18 protein-coding genes and 3 tRNA genes are annotated in these 20,009 nt (G+C 48.1%); 7 read left to right on the top strand and 14 right to left on the bottom strand.

The annotated features are described in order from the left end of the window. Positions 1 to 82: 82 nt before the first annotated feature. On the bottom strand, positions 83 to 862 hold the full coding sequence (locus P364_RS0130355) for an AraC family transcriptional regulator (protein ID WP_024633768.1): 780 nt from the start codon (positions 860 to 862) through the stop codon (positions 83 to 85). A gap of 112 nt (positions 863 to 974) precedes the next feature. Here P364_RS0130355 and pyk point away from each other — a divergent pair, with 112 nt between their 5' ends. After that, positions 975 to 2,390: a pyruvate kinase gene (pyk, locus tag P364_RS0130350; RefSeq protein WP_024633767.1), complete on the top strand. Its 1,416-nt coding sequence runs from the start codon at positions 975 to 977 to the stop codon at positions 2,388 to 2,390. A gap of 125 nt (positions 2,391 to 2,515) precedes the next feature. Here the strand turns inward: pyk and P364_RS0130345 are convergent, their stop codons facing one another. After that, positions 2,516 to 2,965 carry an SRPBCC family protein gene (locus P364_RS0130345; protein WP_024633766.1) on the bottom strand — a complete coding sequence of 150 codons (450 nt, stop codon included), beginning with the start codon at positions 2,963 to 2,965 and terminating at the stop codon, positions 2,516 to 2,518. A gap of 334 nt (positions 2,966 to 3,299) precedes the next feature. Between P364_RS0130345 and P364_RS0130340 the strand changes: the two genes are divergently transcribed. The 5 genes from P364_RS0130340 to P364_RS0130320 all read left to right on the top strand — a co-directional run bounded on the left by P364_RS0130340 (position 3,300) and on the right by P364_RS0130320 (position 6,812). Beyond that, the gene (locus P364_RS0130340) at positions 3,300 to 4,037 is read left to right on the top strand and encodes a WecB/TagA/CpsF family glycosyltransferase (protein WP_024633765.1); all 738 of its coding nucleotides are present in this window, start codon (positions 3,300 to 3,302) and stop codon (positions 4,035 to 4,037) included. Positions 4,038 to 4,061: 24 nt separating this feature from the next. Then, a complete protein-coding gene (locus tag P364_RS0130335) occupies positions 4,062 to 4,604 on the top strand; it encodes an AAA family ATPase (protein WP_236642118.1) in 543 nt (180 codons plus the stop codon). After that, positions 4,604 to 5,413, top strand: a complete 810-nt coding sequence (locus P364_RS0130330) for a helix-turn-helix domain-containing protein (RefSeq protein ID WP_024633763.1) — start codon at positions 4,604 to 4,606, stop codon at positions 5,411 to 5,413. Before P364_RS0130335 ends, P364_RS0130330 begins: the two co-directional genes overlap by 1 nt. Before the next feature lie 123 nt (positions 5,414 to 5,536). Continuing rightward, positions 5,537 to 5,893 (top strand): DUF1304 domain-containing protein, encoded by a 357-nt coding sequence (locus P364_RS0130325; RefSeq protein ID WP_029881417.1) that lies wholly within the window; start codon positions 5,537 to 5,539, stop codon positions 5,891 to 5,893. Between the two features lie 118 nt (positions 5,894 to 6,011). Then, on the top strand, positions 6,012 to 6,812 hold the full coding sequence (locus P364_RS0130320) for a DUF4261 domain-containing protein (protein ID WP_024633761.1): 801 nt from the start codon (positions 6,012 to 6,014) through the stop codon (positions 6,810 to 6,812). Between the two features lie 179 nt (positions 6,813 to 6,991). Here P364_RS0130320 and P364_RS0130315 read toward each other — a convergent pair whose 3' ends face one another. Then, positions 6,992 to 7,486: a GNAT family N-acetyltransferase gene (locus P364_RS0130315; RefSeq protein WP_024633760.1), complete on the bottom strand. Its 495-nt coding sequence runs from the start codon at positions 7,484 to 7,486 to the stop codon at positions 6,992 to 6,994. After that, positions 7,483 to 7,992 carry a hypothetical protein gene (locus P364_RS0130310; protein WP_024633759.1) on the bottom strand — a complete coding sequence of 170 codons (510 nt, stop codon included), beginning with the start codon at positions 7,990 to 7,992 and terminating at the stop codon, positions 7,483 to 7,485. The genes P364_RS0130315 and P364_RS0130310 overlap by 4 nt, the downstream gene beginning before the upstream one ends. 280 nt (positions 7,993 to 8,272) lie before the next feature. Here P364_RS0130310 and P364_RS0130305 point away from each other — a divergent pair, with 280 nt between their 5' ends. Then, positions 8,273 to 10,252, top strand: coding sequence for a methyl-accepting chemotaxis protein (locus tag P364_RS0130305; protein WP_024633758.1), 1,980 nt, complete (start codon positions 8,273 to 8,275; stop codon positions 10,250 to 10,252). 147 nt (positions 10,253 to 10,399) lie between these two features. On the opposite strand, the gene P364_RS0130300 is transcribed toward P364_RS0130305, so the two are convergent. The 10 genes from P364_RS0130300 to P364_RS0130255 form a co-directional block, all read right to left on the bottom strand. Next, positions 10,400 to 11,410, bottom strand: coding sequence for a LacI family DNA-binding transcriptional regulator (locus P364_RS0130300; protein WP_024633757.1), 1,011 nt, complete (start codon positions 11,408 to 11,410; stop codon positions 10,400 to 10,402). 209 nt (positions 11,411 to 11,619) lie between these two features. After that, complete coding sequence (gene iolB / locus P364_RS0130295; protein WP_024633756.1) at positions 11,620 to 12,429, bottom strand: 5-deoxy-glucuronate isomerase; 810 nt, start codon at positions 12,427 to 12,429, stop codon at positions 11,620 to 11,622. An 86-nt stretch (positions 12,430 to 12,515) separates the two neighbouring features. Continuing rightward, positions 12,516 to 13,568, bottom strand: a complete 1,053-nt coding sequence (iolG, locus tag P364_RS0130290; RefSeq protein ID WP_024633755.1) for an inositol 2-dehydrogenase — start codon at positions 13,566 to 13,568, stop codon at positions 12,516 to 12,518. 78 nt (positions 13,569 to 13,646) lie between these two features. Then, on the bottom strand, positions 13,647 to 15,122 hold the full coding sequence (locus tag P364_RS0130285; RefSeq protein WP_024633754.1) for a CoA-acylating methylmalonate-semialdehyde dehydrogenase: 1,476 nt from the start codon (positions 15,120 to 15,122) through the stop codon (positions 13,647 to 13,649). Between the two features lie 72 nt (positions 15,123 to 15,194). Further along, positions 15,195 to 16,205, bottom strand: coding sequence for a 5-dehydro-2-deoxygluconokinase (gene iolC, locus P364_RS0130280; RefSeq protein WP_024633753.1), 1,011 nt, complete (start codon positions 16,203 to 16,205; stop codon positions 15,195 to 15,197). Between the two features lie 181 nt (positions 16,206 to 16,386). Beyond that, the gene (gene iolE, locus P364_RS0130275) at positions 16,387 to 17,289 is read right to left on the bottom strand and encodes a myo-inosose-2 dehydratase (protein WP_024633752.1); all 903 of its coding nucleotides are present in this window, start codon (positions 17,287 to 17,289) and stop codon (positions 16,387 to 16,389) included. Between the two features lie 218 nt (positions 17,290 to 17,507). After that, positions 17,508 to 19,373 (bottom strand): 3D-(3,5/4)-trihydroxycyclohexane-1,2-dione acylhydrolase (decyclizing), encoded by a 1,866-nt coding sequence (iolD, locus tag P364_RS0130270; RefSeq protein WP_024633751.1) that lies wholly within the window; start codon positions 19,371 to 19,373, stop codon positions 17,508 to 17,510. Positions 19,374 to 19,739: 366 nt separating this feature from the next. Next, positions 19,740 to 19,810 (bottom strand) — tRNA-Gly (locus P364_RS0130265). Between the two features lie 9 nt (positions 19,811 to 19,819). Then, positions 19,820 to 19,893 (bottom strand) — tRNA-Pro (locus P364_RS0130260). A 7-nt stretch (positions 19,894 to 19,900) separates the two neighbouring features. Then, positions 19,901 to 19,979: transfer RNA gene (locus P364_RS0130255), tRNA-Leu, on the bottom strand. Between the last annotated feature and the right edge of the window lie 30 nt (positions 19,980 to 20,009).

The following is a 20,009-nucleotide window of genomic DNA, read 5'->3' as shown; positions in this document are numbered from 1 at the left end:
GAGGCCCTCTTTTTTTTGCGTGAATTATGTTGATGCTTATAATGAAAGAACTTTTCAAGAAGCGACCCTGGCGACCTGTCTTTCATATGATGGGTGGCCGTTCATGGAGTAAATCAGATGGAGAGCTTCCCATTAAACGCTTGAATATCCGGTAAAAATAAGACAGATCACGGTAACCGAGAAATTCTGCAATTTCCTGAATGGAAAGCTGTGATTCGGTAAGCAAATATACGGCTCTTTTCATCCGTTGATCATGAACATATTGGCTGATCGTCTGATTCGTCATGCTTTTAAATAAAGCGGCTGCGTAATTGGGGGTTTTACCAATCTCGTCCCCCAGCTCTTCTTTCGTAACTTTCTCCCGGTAATGCCGCTCAATGTACCGCTTCATCCGCTCCGCATGAACATGCCTCTCCGGTGGAATAACCCCGCGGTCCAGTTCCCTGTTTATATAAATAAGCACTTCCATCAATAAGGCTTGGCTCATCATGACATAATAAGAAGGACGCTCCTGCCATTGTTGTTGGATGGCTTTCATGCGTTCATGAATCAGTTCATAACATCCGGGCTTATGTCGCAAGGCCTCACTCCGTTCCAGCGCGGGCAAACCTTGTGCATGATCCCCCTGTAATTGAACAACAATTTGCGTATGGGTTACGGTTGGAATGCTTTTGCCGTAATACGGAATGCCAGCGGGAATGAGCAATAGCTCTCCCTTCTCCATGATCTGCTTTTCTCCGTTCACCCAATATACACATTTTCCATAAGTAACCAAGCTTAAGCGCCAAGTCGCCTGTGACTGCACCGCTTCTTCGTACCAACCGACACCATTAATGTGTCGTACTTCTAATGGAGTGACCATAACACACCTCATTATTGGACTATATTCTAATCATTGTACTATAGTTCATACCCTGATTCGACAGAAAACGCTACAATACACATATAAGCAAACATATGAGGAGGAAAATAGCATGTTGAAAACAAAAATTATTTGTACTATGGGACCTGCTTGTGACTCAATCGAATTGTTAAAAGTAATGATTCAGGAAGGGATGACTGTTGCCCGTCTGAACATGGCTCACGGTGAGCTGGAAGATCACGTTACACGGATTAATAATATCCGCAAGGCGGCTTCTGAATTGAATACGTACGTACCGATCATGATGGATATCAAAGGACCGGAAGTTCGTATTGGCAAATTGAAAGAAGCATCCTGTCATCTTCAAGCAGGTAAAGAGCTTATCCTCACTACCGAAGAAATTCTTGGTGACGCTGAGCGTATCTCGGTAAACTATCCGGAATTGAACCTCGTTGTAAAACCTGGAGATCGCATTCTCATCGATGATGGTTTGGTGGATCTGACTGTACTGTCCGTGGAAGGTTCGGATATTCACTGTAAAATCATCAGCGGTGGCATTCTGAAACCACGCAAAGGGGTTAACTTGCCAGGAATTAAAACTACTTTGCCAGGTGTAACAGAACGTGACGTTATGCACATCGGATTCGGGATCGAAAACGATATCGAAATTATCGCAGCTTCCTTTGTTCGTAAAGGCGATGACATTCGTGAAATCCGCAGCATTCTGAAAGAACGCGGTGTAGAACACGTACAAATCATCTCCAAAATCGAAAACCAGGAAGGTATGACCAACCTGGACGATATCATTGAAGCATCTGACGGTATCATGGTAGCTCGTGGAGATCTCGGGGTTGAAGTACCGATCGAAGACGTACCGATGATGCAAAAAGAAATGATTGATAAATGTAACCGTGCGGGTAAACCGGTAATCGTAGCAACACACATGCTGGAATCCATGCAAGTGAATCCGCGTCCAACCCGGTCCGAAGTTAGTGACGTAGCTAACGCTGTCCTTCAAGGTGCTGACGTTGTTATGTTGTCCGGTGAATCCGCAGCCGGTAAATATCCGGTACAATCCGTACGCACGATGGCTGCAGTTGCCCGCCGTGCTGAAACGATGATTGATTATAAAGAACAATTCAACCAGAAGTCTGCTCAACAAGTAGCTGATATTACCGAAGTCATCAGTCAGGGAGCGGTTAGCTCTTCCCTCGTCCTGAATGCCAAAGCGATCATCACTTCTACCGAGAGTGGATTTACCGCTCGTATGATCTCCAAATATCGTCCAAAAGCACCGATCATCGCGGTAACACAGCATCAAGAAGTACTGGCGAAAATCTGTCTGCTTTCCGGTGTCATTCCGGTTATGGGCGACAAGGTAACAACAACCGATGAAATGTTCGAGTCCGCTACACGTAATGCCATCAAAACCGGTTATATCGAAAAAGGGGACATCATTGTATTGTCCGCTGGTGTACCGATTGGTCAATCCGGTAACACCAACTTGATCAAAGTTCAACAAGTATAATTCAACGGATACAAATACTTGTATAGTTCTAAATACAAAAATCCACCGAGAGCAGAAATGCGTCTCGGTGGATTTTTTGGTTCCAGAGTGCCATACCCAATTGTAATGTACCCGAAGCCTAACCCTTACCAGCCAAAATTCAGCGTTTTACCCGTCTCTACCCATGTCTTAATACTGCTCAATATCATCCACCAGCTACTCTGTGCGTTCGCAAAGGATGGATGGTTGTCCGTAAATTGATCATTGATCAATGTTAACTTCGTACATTCCCCTACCGTTTCCAGTCGGAACACTACTCTGGATTGAAGCTCGGCGTGATTGGCGTGGTAGGAAGGTCCGGGATGTTCAAGGTAGCTTAGTACGGATAAAGGTTCGAACTCCAGAATATCCCCGTACACATGCACCGTCTCTGCACCGTCATTTCCAGGCCCTACATAGGCAAATGGCTGACCCGGTTGAAAATTGGAACGAAGTTCACTGCCAAAAAAGCTGCTCCGTGTACCGTCCGGCGAGATCAGAGCATTCCACACATCTTCCTGTCCGGCATTAATATAGAACTCATATTTCAAATCCATGAACTCACTCCCTTTATGTGTTAATTATTGAAGATACAAATGACATTTGCTTGCAACACTATCCTACGTTATACCCCAAACCATGTATTGTAAAAACGCGACAACAGCAAAAATAAAAGATAAAGAAAACGAAATTGGACCTTCACACCGTTCAATTTATATACAGCAACCACACGGAGAGACCAGGGAAGTTTTTCTTGTCCGATTTCCCTATCCTGAAATCTAACAAATATAGTGCTTTGTTAGGAGATCAGATATACTAAACTGGAATGAAATAGCAGGAAATGTATACAAGTTACGAACGGATAGTTAGCATCCTGAAAGGAACGGAGATATGAACCAAACAACAAATATTATGGGAATTCCTTTTCCCAATATAACTATGGATCAGACGGTTACGATTCTTGGTGATGTAGTCGATCAGAGACCATCCAAACTGTTCCATGTCATTACAGGAAATCCGGAAATCGTCATGTCTTGTCAGAAGGATCAGGCACTTCGTTCTGTCGTGGATCAGGCAGGCATTGTGACCGCTGACGGTGCAGGTATTGTGATGGTATCCCGCTTTCGGGGCGGACAATTGGCCGAACGGGTAACAGGTTGTGACCTGCTTTTTCGTTTGTTGGAAGAAGGAAGCCAGAAGAATTGGTCCTTTTATATGCTCGGGGCAGATGAAAGTGTCAGTAAGCGGGCTGTGGAGGTTATAGCGCAAAACTATCCAGGAGTCGTTGTTCGTGGTAGGCAGCATGGATTTTTCACAACGGACGAGGAGAAAAGCATTGTAAAAGAGATTCACGAGGCACAACCTGATTTTCTTATCGTGGCCCTAGGAGCGCCCAATGCTGAACACTGGATCAACAAATATCGCCATCAATTAAATGCTCGTGTAGCCATCGGAGTTGGGGGAAGCCTGGATATCCTCGCCGGCAAAACCAAACGTGCACCTGCAATATGGCAGAAGCTTAACTTGGAATGGCTTTATCGACTGCTCAGCCAGCCTTCCAGATGGCGCAGACAACTCATTTTGCCACGTTTCGCTGTTCGGGCACTGCTGTTCAGGGAGCAAAGGTAAATAACAAAGGAGACTGGTTAAGGAATGATCGGAGATAAATCCATGATCAAACTCAGGCCAAACAAAATACATATTATCGGCTCAGTCGGCAGTGGTAAATCTACACTGGCTCGCCATTTATCCGCAAGTCTAGACCTTCCTTATCATGAGCTTGATAATATGGTGTGGCACCGTGTACCTCAAGGACAGGATATTCGCAATAGCCCGGAGACACGGGACACCCTCTTGCGAAAAGCCGTTCATTCCAATCAGTGGATTATCGAAGGAGTACACTATAAATGGGTAGCAAGAAGCTTCGAGCAGGCTGATCTTATCGTCTATTTGAATACACCGGTGTGGAAAAGGAATGTACGCATTCTCAAACGTTTCACAGTACAGAAGCTTGGACTGGAACAAGGAAATTACAGACAGACTTTCACCATGCTTTGGCGGATGTATAAATGGAGCTATCAGCATGACCGCAAGGAAAAAGCGCTAATCATGACGTTTTTGCAGCCTCACCAATATAAATTGTGCATTGTTCGCGACGAAGCAGAATTAATGAGATACCTGGAGGAATTGACCTAATGAAACGTGCGGATCATATTGCCAGACCCAGCATGGGTCTTCTGAACCTGGATGAAGGTGACAAAAGTTATCGACTGACACGCTACGCGACTTCTGAAGCGCTGAGTTCATTGGTTAAACATTTCTGGATCGTCTCCTGGGATCTTACCGGGCATGATCCTTACCCTCAGCATGTGGTTCCAAATCCCTGTGTCAATCTAGTGGTAGAGCGGGGAAACACCTTTTTCTTCGGTCCATCTGGTCAGAAATTCTCTTATCTCGTCCGTGGAAAAGGAAGTGTGTTTGGGGTGAAGTTTAAACCGGGCGGCTTCTATCCATTCATTCGCACTCCCGTTTCCACACTGTATGGAACCCCCCTTGATGTCTCTGGTGTGCTTGATGTGGATGCTCCAGAGCTCGAACAATGTCTTCTCGGGGACGGAAGTGATGCGGACAAAGTCAGTTATATGGATCAGCTTCTCTGTAAACACCTCCCTCCTCCTGATGATCAAGCCGTGCTGGTCAGCCAGATTGTACTGCAGATTGAGCAACAACGGGATATGTTGAGAGTCGATGATTTATCTGCCTCCTGGAATATGCACACAAGAAAGCTCCAGCGCCTGTTCAATCAGTATGTAGGTATTAGCCCCAAAATGGTGATCAAGCTCTACCGCCTGCAAAATGCTGCCGAGCTGATGGAGCGGGGTGTGGATTGTGATCTGGTTAAGCTGTCTCAGGACCTTGGATATCATGATCAGTCGCACTTTATTAAAGATTTCAAATCCATTATCGGCAGCACACCTGAGGATTACGTCCATTCCAGAAAATGATTCATTACTATTTAGCACAATTAATTTGTGTAAAATTAAATTTTCACTATCCGTTCAGATTACAAACATTTATACTGAGTAAGACTAGTAAACAAATGACATATAGGAAGCAAGGTGTTTCGTTTGATTAGTATTATTTTTGTTGCTCTTGTAGCCATCGAACATTTGTACATCATGGTAATGGAGATGTTTCTGTGGACTCGTCCACGCACAATGAAAACGTTCGGTCTTACCCCTGTACTAGCGGAATCCACCAAATCCTTGGCTGCCAATCAAGGGCTGTACAATGGATTTTTGGCCGCAGGCTTGATCTGGGGACTCGTTTATCCGGATGGAACCGTCGGACAGCACATCCAGATCTTCTTCCTGGCATGTGTCATCATCGCCGCCATATACGGAGCCGTGACCGCTACGCGATCCATCATCATCAAACAAGGGCTGCCTGCGATTATTGCAATGCTTCTGGTTCTTTTCCTCTGATCCTCTGCTGACCATACCATGCTGGGATTCATTACAAGCTCCAATGTGGTAAGGTTAGGATATATAGGCATCGGATTATGCCTGATCACTGTGATTGGCTTGGAAAGGAGAACGTTGCATGGGACTGTTTGACAAGCTTCGGCGTCGCAAAAAGGAACATGTGCCCGCAGGCGGAACAGTAGATACTGCGCCCTATAGCGAAACCATCGTTGGATTTGTTTTGCTCGAGCACGAAGAATGTAATTTCGATCACTTCATTAGCACCATGAAAAGCGAGTGGCATATTGAGATTGATGAACGTCCGGAGGAAGGCAACCTTTTTTTCGAAGTGGATGGAATGCAAGTGGTGTGCGCACATATTAACGCTCCTATTCCTGACCGCGAAGTAGAGGAAAATGCCAAATTAAATGTGTTGTGGCGGGAAGCGGTACAAGTCACTTCACGACATCAATCCCAGATTATTGTCTCTGTTCTGAATGCAACAGACGCAATTCAAGCACATATTCTGTTCACCCAGACGGCGAACGCCTTACTTCAGCTTGATCACGCGCTGGCTATATATATGGCACCACTTGTGGTGGAAGCAGGTCAGTACGTGAAAATCAGTCGTGGACTTAAGGAGCATGAACTGCCCGTCTCCCTCTGGATTTTCATCGGATTATTTCAGAGCCCTGAAGGCGCATCGGCCTATACTTATGGGTTACGCAACTTTGGGAAAGAGGAGATGGAAATCACTCAATCCGCAAAGCCGTTAAGTGAAGTATTTGAAATGATGTACATGACAGCGACTTATGTTGTTGAAAATGATGTAACCCTGCATAGCGGCGAGACGCTTGGCTTCTCCGCAGAACAAAAGCTGCCCATCCACCGTTCGGAAGGAATAGCTACAGAAGGCAGCAGCTTGAAGATTGGTTTTTAAACATCGTTAAAAGCCGTCCAGATCTCTCGTGACTGGGCGGCTTTCTTATGCTTGATTTCCAGTTATTACTTATCAACATATGGTTCCCTGAAATTATCTCAGCTAAGAGCACATAGTTCATAAGATGAAAAATGTCCAAACTCTTCACATTAAATATGTTCATCATCACTGCGATAGGATTAGGGATTCATCGCACATACCATCGTTACAGATGTGCCACTCATGCCTTGTTCAACGAATCCGAAACGCCGATAAAGCCGAATGGCTTCATTATCCGGGTCAACACTGAGCGAAACGTCGTCAATTCCCCGCTTCCGAGCCTCTTCTAATGCTGCCTGTATAAGACGGGTACCTATTCCTTTGCCACGCGCATTTTCAATCACAGCCATTCCCATCTCGGGTGTAGCCGCATTTACATAACCGTACCCCGCATTCTGCTCCGTAAAAAATCGCAATGTTACCGAGCCCATACGTTTTCCCTGAGAATCCACGGCGATAAAGCCGAAATCTCCCTCTCTCCCCCAGCCTTCAACGTACTTGGACATGCCGGGGCTATGGATGATCTCAGGATCAAAGGGTTCTTCACCCTCCCGCTTGAACATCGATGCATACAACATCTCCCACAGAAAAGGGATATCCTGCTCTTCAATGGGACGCAATTGATACTCTGTCATTCCTTCCCCTCCTTCAAATTGGTAAAGAGGCGTTCCATTTCATTCAGATTAAATTCATTGGTAATTTCATAATTTTCAAGCTTGTCTCTCGTTTTGTATCCGCTATAGATAGAGACAGCATGTTCGTTATAAAACGTAATTCCAAAGCCTTCTGTAAATCGATCTTCTTTCTTAGTCAGAAGCTGCCATTCAAAGTAATATGGGCTACGGCTGCCCTTGGAGATATCGTTTTCCTGCACTCGTTTGAATTCTATATCCTTCACTTGTTTCAGCATCGCTCTAATCTCGTTGGGATCTTTAATGGTCACTTCTCCCTCATCATCATAAGGGCTGTTGGCTGCAATTTTCTTAATAACCAGACGATCCAGTGTATCCAGCATACTCATATGATCCGTGACCTCTGCACGAAAATTGGTGTGCTGCCTCGACATGTACATCGGTATCACAATAGCTGCAATCACAATGACAATGACTGCACCAAGAATGGTTATGTTTCTTTTTTTCATTGAAATCCCCTCTCGTTGTTGGGTATATCAGGAAATTAGCAATTGCATTTCAAGTATACCATCTCATCATCCAAATATTGTTCTTCACCATTAAAATAATCCATTAAATACATGCATTTTATATAGAAAATACCTCTTTATAACCAGTCATTTTAAATTTTATGAGATCTCTAACTAAATTGATAAATATCTATATTATGATTTTGAAAAAAATGTCGATATACTACATAAGCTTTTAGCTTTGCCTATACTGGCAGGGGACATCAAAGGGGGAGATTGGATGAAACTTAAACCGAAATTAATGATGATGTTTCTGGCTGCTGTACTGATTACAGCGATTCCACTGGCAACACTAGGCTTATACCAAACAGAGAAACAAGCCACTCGCAATGTCGATTCCAAATTAACTGGATTAATGTCCTCGGCGGCCAACCAATTGGATGGATGGATCAGCAGCAATGCCAAAGTTGTGGAAACACTGGGGTTTGTAATTCAGGAAGCGATTCCGGCTGGACAACTGAACGAAGATTATTTTGATATCATGAAGCTGGGCAGTAACAAAGAAAGTCTGTCGGATCTTTACTATGGCTCAGAACAAGACGGTCATTTTATGAATGGCTCGGACTGGACACCTGATGCGGGGTATGATCCACGTGAGCGTCCCTGGTACCAACAAGCGAAGCAGGCCGATCAACTGGCTTTCTCGGATCCCTATCTGGATATGATGTCGAAGCAATACGCAGTGTCCATGACGATGCCGGTCCTGAATAAAGACGGACAGCTACAAGGCGTCGTGGCAGGAGATTTACTGCTCTCTACCCTTACGGATACGGTGGGAAAAATTAATCTGGACGGGCTGGGATATACATTTCTAATCGATAAAACGGGGATGCTTCTGGCTCACCCTGACGATAAACTGGTAAGTACCTCGGCCTCTGAAAATGCGGAATTAAAACCACTGCTGGCCGACATGCAGGCGTCCACCTCAGGGGAGAAGAAGTTTAACTACAATGGTGAAAATTATCTGTTGTACTTTAACCAAGTCCCCAGCACAGGCTGGGTGGTAGGCTCAGTCATTTCCGAAAAATTAGCTTATTCCGAATACTATGAATTACGAAACACCTACATTCTGATTATCGCTGTTACCCTAATCGTAGTTATGGCGGCAGCATACTGGATTGCATCACTATTCATCAAACCGCTAAAAACCTTGGGCGCAACCTCCCAACGGATGTCGGATGGTGACTTTACGGGTCGGGTACAGATCAGAGGTAAAGATGAGTTTGCGGAGTTAGGTACAGCATTCAATCAGATGTCCGCTCAACTCAGTCTGCTGCTGGAGCAGGTCACCTCCTCTGCTAACCGGGTGCAAAGCATCTCGGGTGAGATGGAAGAGCATACGGACAATACCAAACGCATTGCCGAGCAGATCTCCATCGCCACAGATGAGCTCGCTCAAGGGTCCAGCAAACAGGCGGAATCGGTCTATGACGGTTCAAGTCGATTGTCAGAGATGAGTAATAGTGTTGGCGGCATTAACCGCAGTGTGGAGCAATCGGTGACGATGATGCGAGAAGCAGGGGAAGCTATGCTTGCCGGAATGCAAGCTGTGGATCATCAGGTGGAACTTGCGGACGGCAATCGGAGTTCCATTGATCGCGTAGGTGAGTCGATCACGCTTTTGGCGGAGAAGTCGCAGAAAATCGAGGACATTGTCGGCATGATTCGAGGCATCGCTTCCCAGACTAATCTGCTCGCCCTGAATGCTTCTATTGAAGCGGCCAGAGCGGGTGAACATGGACGCGGATTTGCCGTCGTTGCCGAAGAAGTACGGAAACTGGCCGAACAGTCTTCGGACTCGGCACAGGATATCATTGTTCTGCTGGATGAGATTCAGGCGGCAAGTCGTCAAAGCGTGAGTGAAGTTACTTCGGCTGAACAAGGTATTGAGCAGCAGGTAGCTGCTGTTCATGAGATGCGCGAGTCGTTTACCCGTATCAAGCAATCCATTGACGGCATCGACAGCCAGCTTCAGCTGGTATCCTCTGCTACGACCGAGTTGGATGACAGCTCTGGCAAGATTGCCGAAGTGATATCCAGTGTTGCAGCCATGTCGGAGCAGAGCGCAGCTTCCACGGAAGAGGTTGCTTCTTCTACACAGGAACAGTTCAATTACATTACAAGCATCTCGGAACGTTCCAATGAGCTGGCTCAGCATGCCAATGCGCTGTATGAGGAAGTGAAGAAGTTCAAGATCTAACTCAAACAAGCCGTGTTCACCCATAGAGGTGAGCGGCTTGTTTTTTTATGAAGCATATGTTTGTTTTATGGTCATTTGTATGCTTATTTTTTGTAGTGTTTTTTCCTGAAAGTCGAAGGAATTCCTATTACGACACTGTTGTTCTCATCATTGATCTGATGCATTCCCTGTCGAGTCTCTAACGACCAATTCAGGCTTCAGGACAATTTTCTGTGGTGATTTACCTTCATCTTTTAGCTCATCAATTAATAAATCAACGGCACGATGCCCCAGATCCTCAATAGGTTGGGCAACCGTCGTCAGAGGTGGACTGGTTACTGAAGCCAGAATCGTATTATCAAATCCGATGATTGATACATCTTCAGGCACACGCAGACCTAGCTCTTTGGCAGCCTGAAGCGCACCAATCGCCTGCATGTCGTTGCAGCAGAAAATGCCTGTGGCTCTATTCTTTTCCGTGAGCAGCACGAGCGCCTCTTTTTTGGCTGAACCCAGATCGGCAGAAGACTCTCTCACCTGATCCGCTTCAAGAGAATGACCCGCCTTCTCCAATACTTCACGAAATCCGCGTACGCGTTCCTGACTGCTGCTGACTTTGAACGGTTCGGACAGCACCGCTACGTGAGTGTGACCCAATTCAAGCAGATGCTGCGCTGCCAAAGCACCGCCAAGCCTATCATCGATGGCAACGGTATGCACCGATAACGACGGCATATGACGGGCAATCAGAGCAACAGGTATGGACTGTTGCAGAAGCGGGGACAGAATTTCGGCGTTATCAATACCCGTTCCGATCATCATGCCGTCGACCCTTTTTTGCTGAAGCAGATTCAGATATCGCTCTACCCGCTCGTCCTTATTGTCTGTGCTGCAAATTACGACGCTATAACCCAACTGCCGACTGCGATCCTCTACCGCTCTGGCCAGCTCGGCAAAATACGGATTGGAGATATCGGGCACGAGCAGCCCGAGCGTGTATGTCTGCTTACCTGTAAGTGCCGCGGCGATCGCGCTCGGCTGATAGTGAAGACGCTCCATGATCTCCATAATCTCGGTGCGCCGCTTCTCGCTAATTTTCCCTTTGCCGTTAATAACCTGTGAGACGGTTGCAATGGATACACCCGCCTCGCGTGCTATATCATATATGGTTGCTTTCATTGTTATTTCCCCATTTGTGCTATATATAAATTTCTTTATATATAGGTAATCGTTTTCTTCTCATTATGCAGGGGGAAGTCCGCATACGCAACTTGAAGCCGAAGCAAATTATGAACCAAGCCTGGATCACTTCCTGGATAACGAATAATGGAATCGGATAACCTGGCTCACTTGAAGAATAAAATATAGGAGTATGCCATCTACCTGCATTACTTTTTACTCATAAGCCAATCATGGTCTGGGTCGTTGTGAAACTTCCAGGTCCGGGTTGGTCCTGCCATCACATTCAGATAGTAGACCTCGTATCCCGGAGGAGCACCTACCGGATGGTATCCACACGGGACAAGCACAACTTCCCCGTTGTTCACTGCAAGCGTCTCATCCACAGCGCGATCATCTGTGTAGATACGTTGAATGGCAAACCCCTGCTCTGGCTGTACTCGGAAATAATACGTCTCTTCCAGCAAGGATTCGTCAGGTAGGGCGTCCCGATCATGTTTATGCGGAGGATAGCTCGACCAATGTCCATCTGGCGTGAACACCTCAACGACGAGCAGGCTGTCTGCTTCTTTTTGTTCAGGCAAAATGTTGTGAATCTGTCGTTCCAAGTTGCCATAACCACGTGTCTCAACACCTACATCTTCGGGAGCAATCAGACGAGCTGGATACGTGCCTTTACCTGGTGCCGCACATATCGCAATCTCCAATGCGGTACGAGCTGTTAACTCCACTCGATCTGAACTGGATACGTAAATCGAATACGGAGGAATTTTCTCGAAGACGCTCATTCTTTTGCCAATATTCTCCCACGTGTATTCACGAGTACTTACATCCGCCAAGCCGCTGAGAAGCACAATACAGAGTTCCTGATCCCCGCTCTCACGAGTTAGAGTCTGTCCTTCCGCAAGCTGTACGACCTGAAACCCAACATATTGCCAGCCCGCAGACTCTGGTGTGACCGTCAATAACGTTCCGTCTGCTTTCGGATTCGACACAGGTTTTACTACACGTTCTGACATGCTTTCTTTCACTCCTTCCGGTATTTATCCTTAATTTTTATGGCTGTCTATTAGATGAAATGCACTTGTTATGAAAATGGTCCTTCCTACGGAGCAACCGTCTGCGATTCCACCGACATTCCCGGGACTTCCCGCAGCTTCACAGGTCTGCCTTGCTCCATGGACATGCGCGCCGCGAGCGCGATACGTTCTGCCTGAACTGCATCATTCCCGTTCACGGTGACAGGTGTATCGTTCCGGATCGCGTCGATGAAAAGAGCCGTCTCCTGTACATACGCTTCATTGTATCGTTCCAGAAAAAAGTGCAGCGGTTTGTCGCGCATCAGTCCGGTCGCTGTACTAATTTCTGCCGTATTCGGATGATCGTTCGCAGCTGCGGCGCTGCCCAATGAGCCAAATACCTCAACACGCTGATCATATCCATATACCGCCTGGCGGCTGTTATCAATAACGCCAATTGCTCCATTTTCAAAACTCATTGTCACAATGGCCGTATCCACATCACCGTATTCTGCAAAAACAGGATTGATCAGCACATTGCCCTGGGCATAGACTTCCTCCACTTCACTCCCGGACAGATACCGGGCCATATCGAAATCATGGATCATCATATCCATGAAAATCCCGCCAGACACCCGAATGTACTCCGCTGGCGGCGGACTCGGGTCACGAGAAGTAATTTTGATAATATGCGGTTCCCCAATTGTTCCGTCCTGCACATGTGAACGTACCCGTTTGAAGTTATGGTCGAAGCGACGGTTGAATCCAATTTGCAGCTTTACCCCGGCCTTTTGCACGGCTGCTACAGCTGCCTGAGTTTGATGAAGGTCCATACTAACCGGCTTCTCGCAAAAAATATGTTTACCCGCCTGGGCTGCCTGTTCAATCAGTGGCACATGCGTATCTGTTGAGGAACAGATCAGCACTGCATCTACATTTGGCATGGCGATCAGCTGGCTGCTATCTGTCGTTACCACCGGAATGCTTCGGCTGGAAGCCCACGCCTCCAGTTCGGGTCCTGCAAACAAATCACTGATACCCACAATCTCGGCATGTGGGTTGCGCAGGAGATTATCTGCATGAATTTTGCCAATGCGCCCAGCGCCGATGATGCCAATTCTCACTTTATCCTTGCCCATTCCGTTATCCTCCCTGTAAGTGTCCATGTGGACTCAACGTTCTTCCCTTGGCCCGGGTATGCCCTATGCCCTGAGTGACTACCAGCGGGCAGTGACCATCTTTTTGCGAGTATAAAATTCAACGCCATCCGTGCCATTGGCATGCAAATCACCGTAGAACGATTTCTTCCAGCCGGAAAAAGGGAAAAATGCCATTGGCGCTGGTACGCCCAGGTTAATACCCAACATGCCTGCATCAATGGTTTCACGGAATTGACGCATGCTCGCTCCGCTGCGGGTGAACAGACACGCCCCGTTGGCAAAGTCGGAACGGTTCGCCAGTTCCACAGCTTCCTCCAGCGTAGCTACCCTCGCCACCGAGAGCACTGGTGCAAATATCTCGTCCTTCCAGATCTTCATGGTGCTCTGCACCTCATCGAATACCGTCGGACCAACAAAATAACCGGACTTGCCTGTCGCCTCATCTTTACGACCATCCCGGATCAGAGCAGCACCTTCCTGTTCTCCGGATTCAATGTAGCTGAGTGTACGCTCCTTATGTGGACCACGAATCACAGGACCCAGGAATACCCCTTCATCCATACCGTTACCAATCGTGATGCGATCTGCCGCTTCCACCAGCTTTTGTACCAGCGTGTCAGCAACATCACCCACGGCGACAACAACGGAGCAAGCCATACAGCGTTCTCCGGCGGAGCCGAAGGCTGCGCTGGTGATTTCCTTCACTGTCAGGTCGAGATCGGCGTCTGGCATAACGATCGAGTGGTTTTTGGCACCGGCGAGTGCCTGCACCCGTTTGCCATGTGCGGAAGCGGTGGTGTAGACGTATTCGGCGACAGGCTGTGAGCCGACAAAAGAGATTGCTTGAACATGCTTGTGTTCAAGCAGCCCGTTCACGACGTCATGAGCACCGTGAACAATATTGAGCACGCCGTCGGGAAGCCCTGCTTCCTTGAACAGCTCAGCCAGGCGGCCTGCCAGCAGCGGTGTACGCTCGGATGGCTTCAGGACAAAGGTGTTGCCGCACGCAATCGCCAGCGGGAACATCCAGCACGGTACCATCATCGGGAAGTTGAAGGGGGTTATTCCCCCAATAACACCGATCGGGTACCGGTACATGCCCGACTCCAGCCCGGTGGCGATGTCAGGCAACTGTTTGCCCATCATTAGGTTCGGGGCTCCTGCCGCGAATTCGACGCATTCAATGCCGCGCTGTACTTCGCCGTAGGCTTCCGCGTAGCTTTTACCATTCTCCAGAGTAACCAGCCGAGCGAGTTCTTCCCAGTGCTCTACCAGCAGCTGCTGGTATCGGAACAGAATCCGCGCACGGCGGGGAACCGGTGTACCGCTCCAGGACGGGAACGCCTCCCGTGCCGTCTGGACGGCCAAATCCACGTCCGCCTGTTCAGACAGCGGTACGTGTGCAATGACCTCTTCCGTAGCCGGATTTACGACCGGCTCCGTACGGGTTGCCGCCGGGGTCACCCAGGCACCCCCGATCCAGTTTTGAACCATTGTCGCTGTTGCTGACGCTTCAGAAATCCCTTTTCCCATAGCCCTGTCTCCCTTCGCTTATATGTGCGTTGCCTCAAATTACTCCATGTACTCCAAGTACTTCAACACGCTTCAGGACACCGTAATTTCGCCCCGATTGCAGCGTTCAATATAGTCATTCACTTGTTCCACCGTTGGCATCGCATCCGAGCAGCTATGGCTGGAGATCACGATACTTGCTGCCGCACTGCCAAACGCCATGCTGCGTTCAATCGTCCACCCCTGCATCAACCCATACAGGAAGCCCGCCGCGTAGGAATCACCTGCACCAAACGTTTTCACCACACGCGCAGGGTAGCTGTCCGTTTGATGAGATAGCCCTTCACCTGTATAAGCAATGGAGCCTTCCTTGCCATGTTTGATGATCACAATTTTAGCGGAAAAGTCGAACCATTTTTGCGCGGTCACCTGATCGCTATGGTCTGGATTATGGTCAAACGTCTCCATCATGTCGAACTCTTCACGTGTACCCAGGATGATATCGCATTTCTCGGCTGCGAGGTTATAATAGACCGCCGTCTCTTCGGCTGATGTCCATGTGTATGGACGATAATCCAGATCAAACACAATGACTGTGCCATGCTTTTTCGCATACGCCAGCGCCTGGAATACTGCTTCACGCGATGGGCTCTGGGCGAGGGCTGTGCCTGAGATCAGCAGCACTTTGGAGTCGGCAATCAGCTGTTCCTGTACTTCTCTCGACTGCAATAGCAGATCAGCCACATTGTCGCGATACATCAGAATGCTGCAGTCGGTTGGACTTTTGATCTCGGTAAAAGCAAGCCCTGTCACCGCCCCGGTATCATCTGTTACCACATTCGACGTATCAATCCCGTTCCGCTCCAGATAGCTGTGGATGAATCGGCCCATCTGGTCATTTGCGATTTTGCCGATAAACGCCGTTTCCATGCCGAGTCTGGACATGCCAATCGTAATATTGGCCGGAGAACCGCCCACATATTTTGTAAAGGTCATTGTCTCTTCCATCGGGCGATTGATCTCGTTGGCATTCAAGTCGATGCACAGACGGCCAATCGCGGTGAAATCCATCTTCCTGGAACCAGGAAAGGATACGTAGGTCATTGCATTTGAACCCCTTTCTATGATGGGATTTTGCATGTATATATGGATAGCTTATTTAGAATTGCGAAGTTTAAAGTTTAAAGTTTTGTCTCTGTAATGTTGTTAGAAAATTCATCAAACTTACATACTCATCATCCGGTTTACCTCATGGTATGGCTCTCTCCCGATTGCCATGACTTTATCAGCTGTGTTGATATAAGGACTCCATATATTGCAAGGATCTCCGCGCATACTCATATGGATTATGAATTGCAGGGTCCTGTTCCCCTTCAAGCATCGCCCAGCCATCGTACCCTCGGGTGATCAATTCCTGCAGAATAGGCTCAAAATCAATACAACCATCTCCGGGAACCGTGAATACCCCTTTACGGATGCAACCCACAAAATCAGACTGTTCTTCCCTTGCTTCGTCCAGCACTTGATGACGGATATCCTTCAGGTGGATATAGGCAATCCGGTCATAATGCTTGCGCAAGAGCGTTAGGGGATCTGCTCCACCGTAGTAGGCATGGCCTGTGTCATAGAGCAAATAAACAAGAGATGGGTCGGTCAACTCCATCAGTTTATCGATCTCTTCTGGCTTCTCCACAACAGTGCCTCCATGGTGATGATACGTCAGTTTCAACCCGTGCTCACGGGCGATGGCCCCCGCTTTGTTTAGCCCCTCAGCAAGGATGTGCCATTCCGATTCACTGAGTCTCAGCACTTCTTTTTCATGTGGTGTCCGCCTTGGATCAAAATGCAGCGAGCCGCCTACCTCCGCCGTGCTAATCACCGTGCTGCCCATCGATTGCAGAAACTCAGCGTGTCTGCGATAGCTGTCCAGCTCAGACTGACGATATGCCGCGTCGGAGAACAATACCGATTTCCACTGGGATACGAGGCGTATACTGCGCTTGTCTAGCTCCTCCCGCAATATGACTGGATCCGTGGGATATTTGCGTCCCATCTCCGTTCCTATCAGTCCGAGCCGCTGAATATCATCCAGTATCTGTTCACACGTTGTTGCATCACCATGCTCCTTCACATCCTCTCCGACCCAGTTGATCGGATGAATCCCGAGCTGAAATGGCAGCTTGTTCATGGCTCCACGTCTCCTTTTGTGGTTTAACTTATTTGCATCATTCAGTGCAGAGTGCTGAACGATGCATTTTGGATAATTTCGAATTAACCCACTCCTGGGTGCAAGATATTTAGAGGAAAAAGCAACCTGATCCATACAACGGATATACGAGTGAAGCATTGCCATCTATATCATGCTGGCTAGAAGATATTCTTGGATTAATGCACATGCATGCGCACTTAAATGAGTTTAGCCTTGACACGGTTTGCCTGCATCGTGTGGTGAGCATGAACCACTTTTTCTTCCGTAGATACTTCTGGCACACCCACATTCCACCACGACTCATATCCGCCTGCATTGGTTCCGGGTACGACCGAAATTTCAATCAATGTAGTTACGGTCTCATTCCGTGCATCTCTTAACGCCTGCTCCAATTGTTCTGTCGTCTCTGCCTTATAGGCTTTGGCTCCAAGGCTGCGGGCATGAGCTGCAAAATCGATAGGCATGTAATCCCCAGTCAGTCGTCCGCTCTCCGATTCCCGATAGCGAAACTCATTACCGAACCCGTCACTTCCGTGCTCCCGCTGCAAATTGTGAATACACTGGAATCCGTTATTATTAAATAGCAAAATGGTCATCTTCTTCTGTTCCTGCAAGCTCGTCACCAGTTCAGAATGCAGCATCAGGTAACTGCCGTCACCCACCATGGCATACACTTCACGCTCAGGCTCGGCAAGAGCTGCTCCGAATGCCCCGCTTACCTCATAGCCCATACAGGAGAAGCCATACTCCATGTGGTATGTTTTTGGTGCAGATGCACGCCACAGACGGTGCAAATCTCCGGGTAAACTTCCCGCAGCACACACGATGACAGAAGAAGGGTCAATGGTCCGGTTAATGACACCGACCGCAGTGGTCTGGGCCAGCCCAGCCTCATGCTGCAGTTCATAAAGCCGATCCACTTCGCTGTTCCATTCATCCCGCAGTTCGGCGATCTCGGATGTTCCGTAACCGCTGCGGTATTGCTGTTTCTGTAAAGCCGTTTGCAACGCTTGCAGACCTTCCCGTGCATCAGCCAAAATCGCTTCCCCACCCAGTTTGGCGGCATCCATGCCGTTCAGGTTAATATTAATGAAAGCCGCATCAGGATGTTGAAAAGCAGACCGGGACGCCGTCGTAAAATCCGAGAAACGTGTACCGACGCCGATTACCACATCTGCTTCCCTAGCTAGCCTATTGGCAGCCAGCGAGCCGGTTACGCCGATGGCTCCCACATTAAGTGGGTGGTCCCACGGCAAGGCACTCTTGCCAGCCTGCGTCTCGGCAACCGGAATGCCATATGCCTCGGCGAATTCAGCCAGCTGCGCGGACGCCTCGGCATACAACACACCGCCGCCTGCTACGATCAGCGGCCTCCTGCCACGGGCAATCTGCTGTGCTGCCCGTTCAATAGCCGCCTGGACCGGAGGACGACGGTCCAGGTAATGCACCTTGCGGGCGAAGAACGATTCAGGGTAATCGTACGCCTCTGCCTGCACATCCTGCGGCAGCGCCAGCGTTACCGCGCCCGTCTCCGCCGGGTCCGTCAGCACGCGCATCGCCTGCGTGGCGGCAATCATCAGCTGTTCGGGACGCACGATACGATCCCAGTATTTGCTGACTGCTTTGAACGGATCAGTAGCTGAAATGGTATAATCGCCACTGACCTCCAGCTGTTGCAGCACAGGATCTGGTTCACGCGTGGCAAAGTTATCCCCCGGAAGCAATAAAACAGGAATCCGATTGACCGTTGCAGTTGCCGCTGCGGTAATCATGTTCAGTGCACCTGGGCCGATGGATGTCGTGCAGGCATAAATCTGTCTACGGTTCTTCTGCTTGGCATAGGCCGCTGCCGTATGTACCATGCCTTGTTCATTTTTCCCCTGCATATACGTCAGACTTCCTGAACTACGCTCCAGTGCCTCTCCAATCCCCGTTACGTTGCCATGTCCAAAAATGCCAATGACACCCTTCACAAACTTCGTTTCCACCCCATCAACCGAAATATATTGCTGATCCAGGTATCGGAGCAGTGCCTGAGCCATCGTCAGTCTAATTGTTGTCATGGATTGACATCTCCCTTCCCTTTACGGGTTAAGCGCTTAATCTACGTTAAGTTTAAGCACTTTACCCCTAAAGGTTAAGCGCTTAATTGATATAGTATTACAGGCTGAAGGATTAGGCAAGATATTTTTGTAAGCGTTTTAAATAAATAAAAATTAAAACCTACTTTTTGAATATATTTCTGTGCACTATCCTATCGTTGTTAATGAGGAGATCTGATAATCTCATATCTCTAAACTCCCGTAATCATAATGGTACTATTGAGATTAGGTTTGTTAGCAGTGGAATGAGTACCAGGTGCAGATGGACACGTAAAAAATACAAAAAGAGAGATGGCAAGAACCATCTCTCTTTTTGTATTACCATAAAGCGGGTGATGGGAATCGAACCCACGCTATTAGCTTGGAAGGCTAAAGTTCTACCATTGAACTACACCCGCATGTAAAAATCGGGATGACACGATTTGAACATGCGACCCCCTGGTCCCAAACCAGGTGCTCTACCAAGCTGAGCTACATCCCGTTATCTATACCGGCGAGAGGACTCGAACCTCCACGGTTTCCCACTCGATTTTGAGTCGAGCGCGTCTGCCATTCCGCCACGCCGGCATATGAAGTTATAATGGCGCGCCCTGAGAG

The sequence above is a fragment of the Paenibacillus sp. MAEPY2 genome, from assembly GCF_000499205.1.
GTDB classification, from domain to species: Bacteria; Bacillota; Bacilli; order Paenibacillales; family Paenibacillaceae; genus Paenibacillus; species Paenibacillus vandeheii.
The sequence above is the reverse complement of the archived record's forward strand: the minus strand, read 5'-3'. Positions and strand labels throughout refer to the sequence as shown.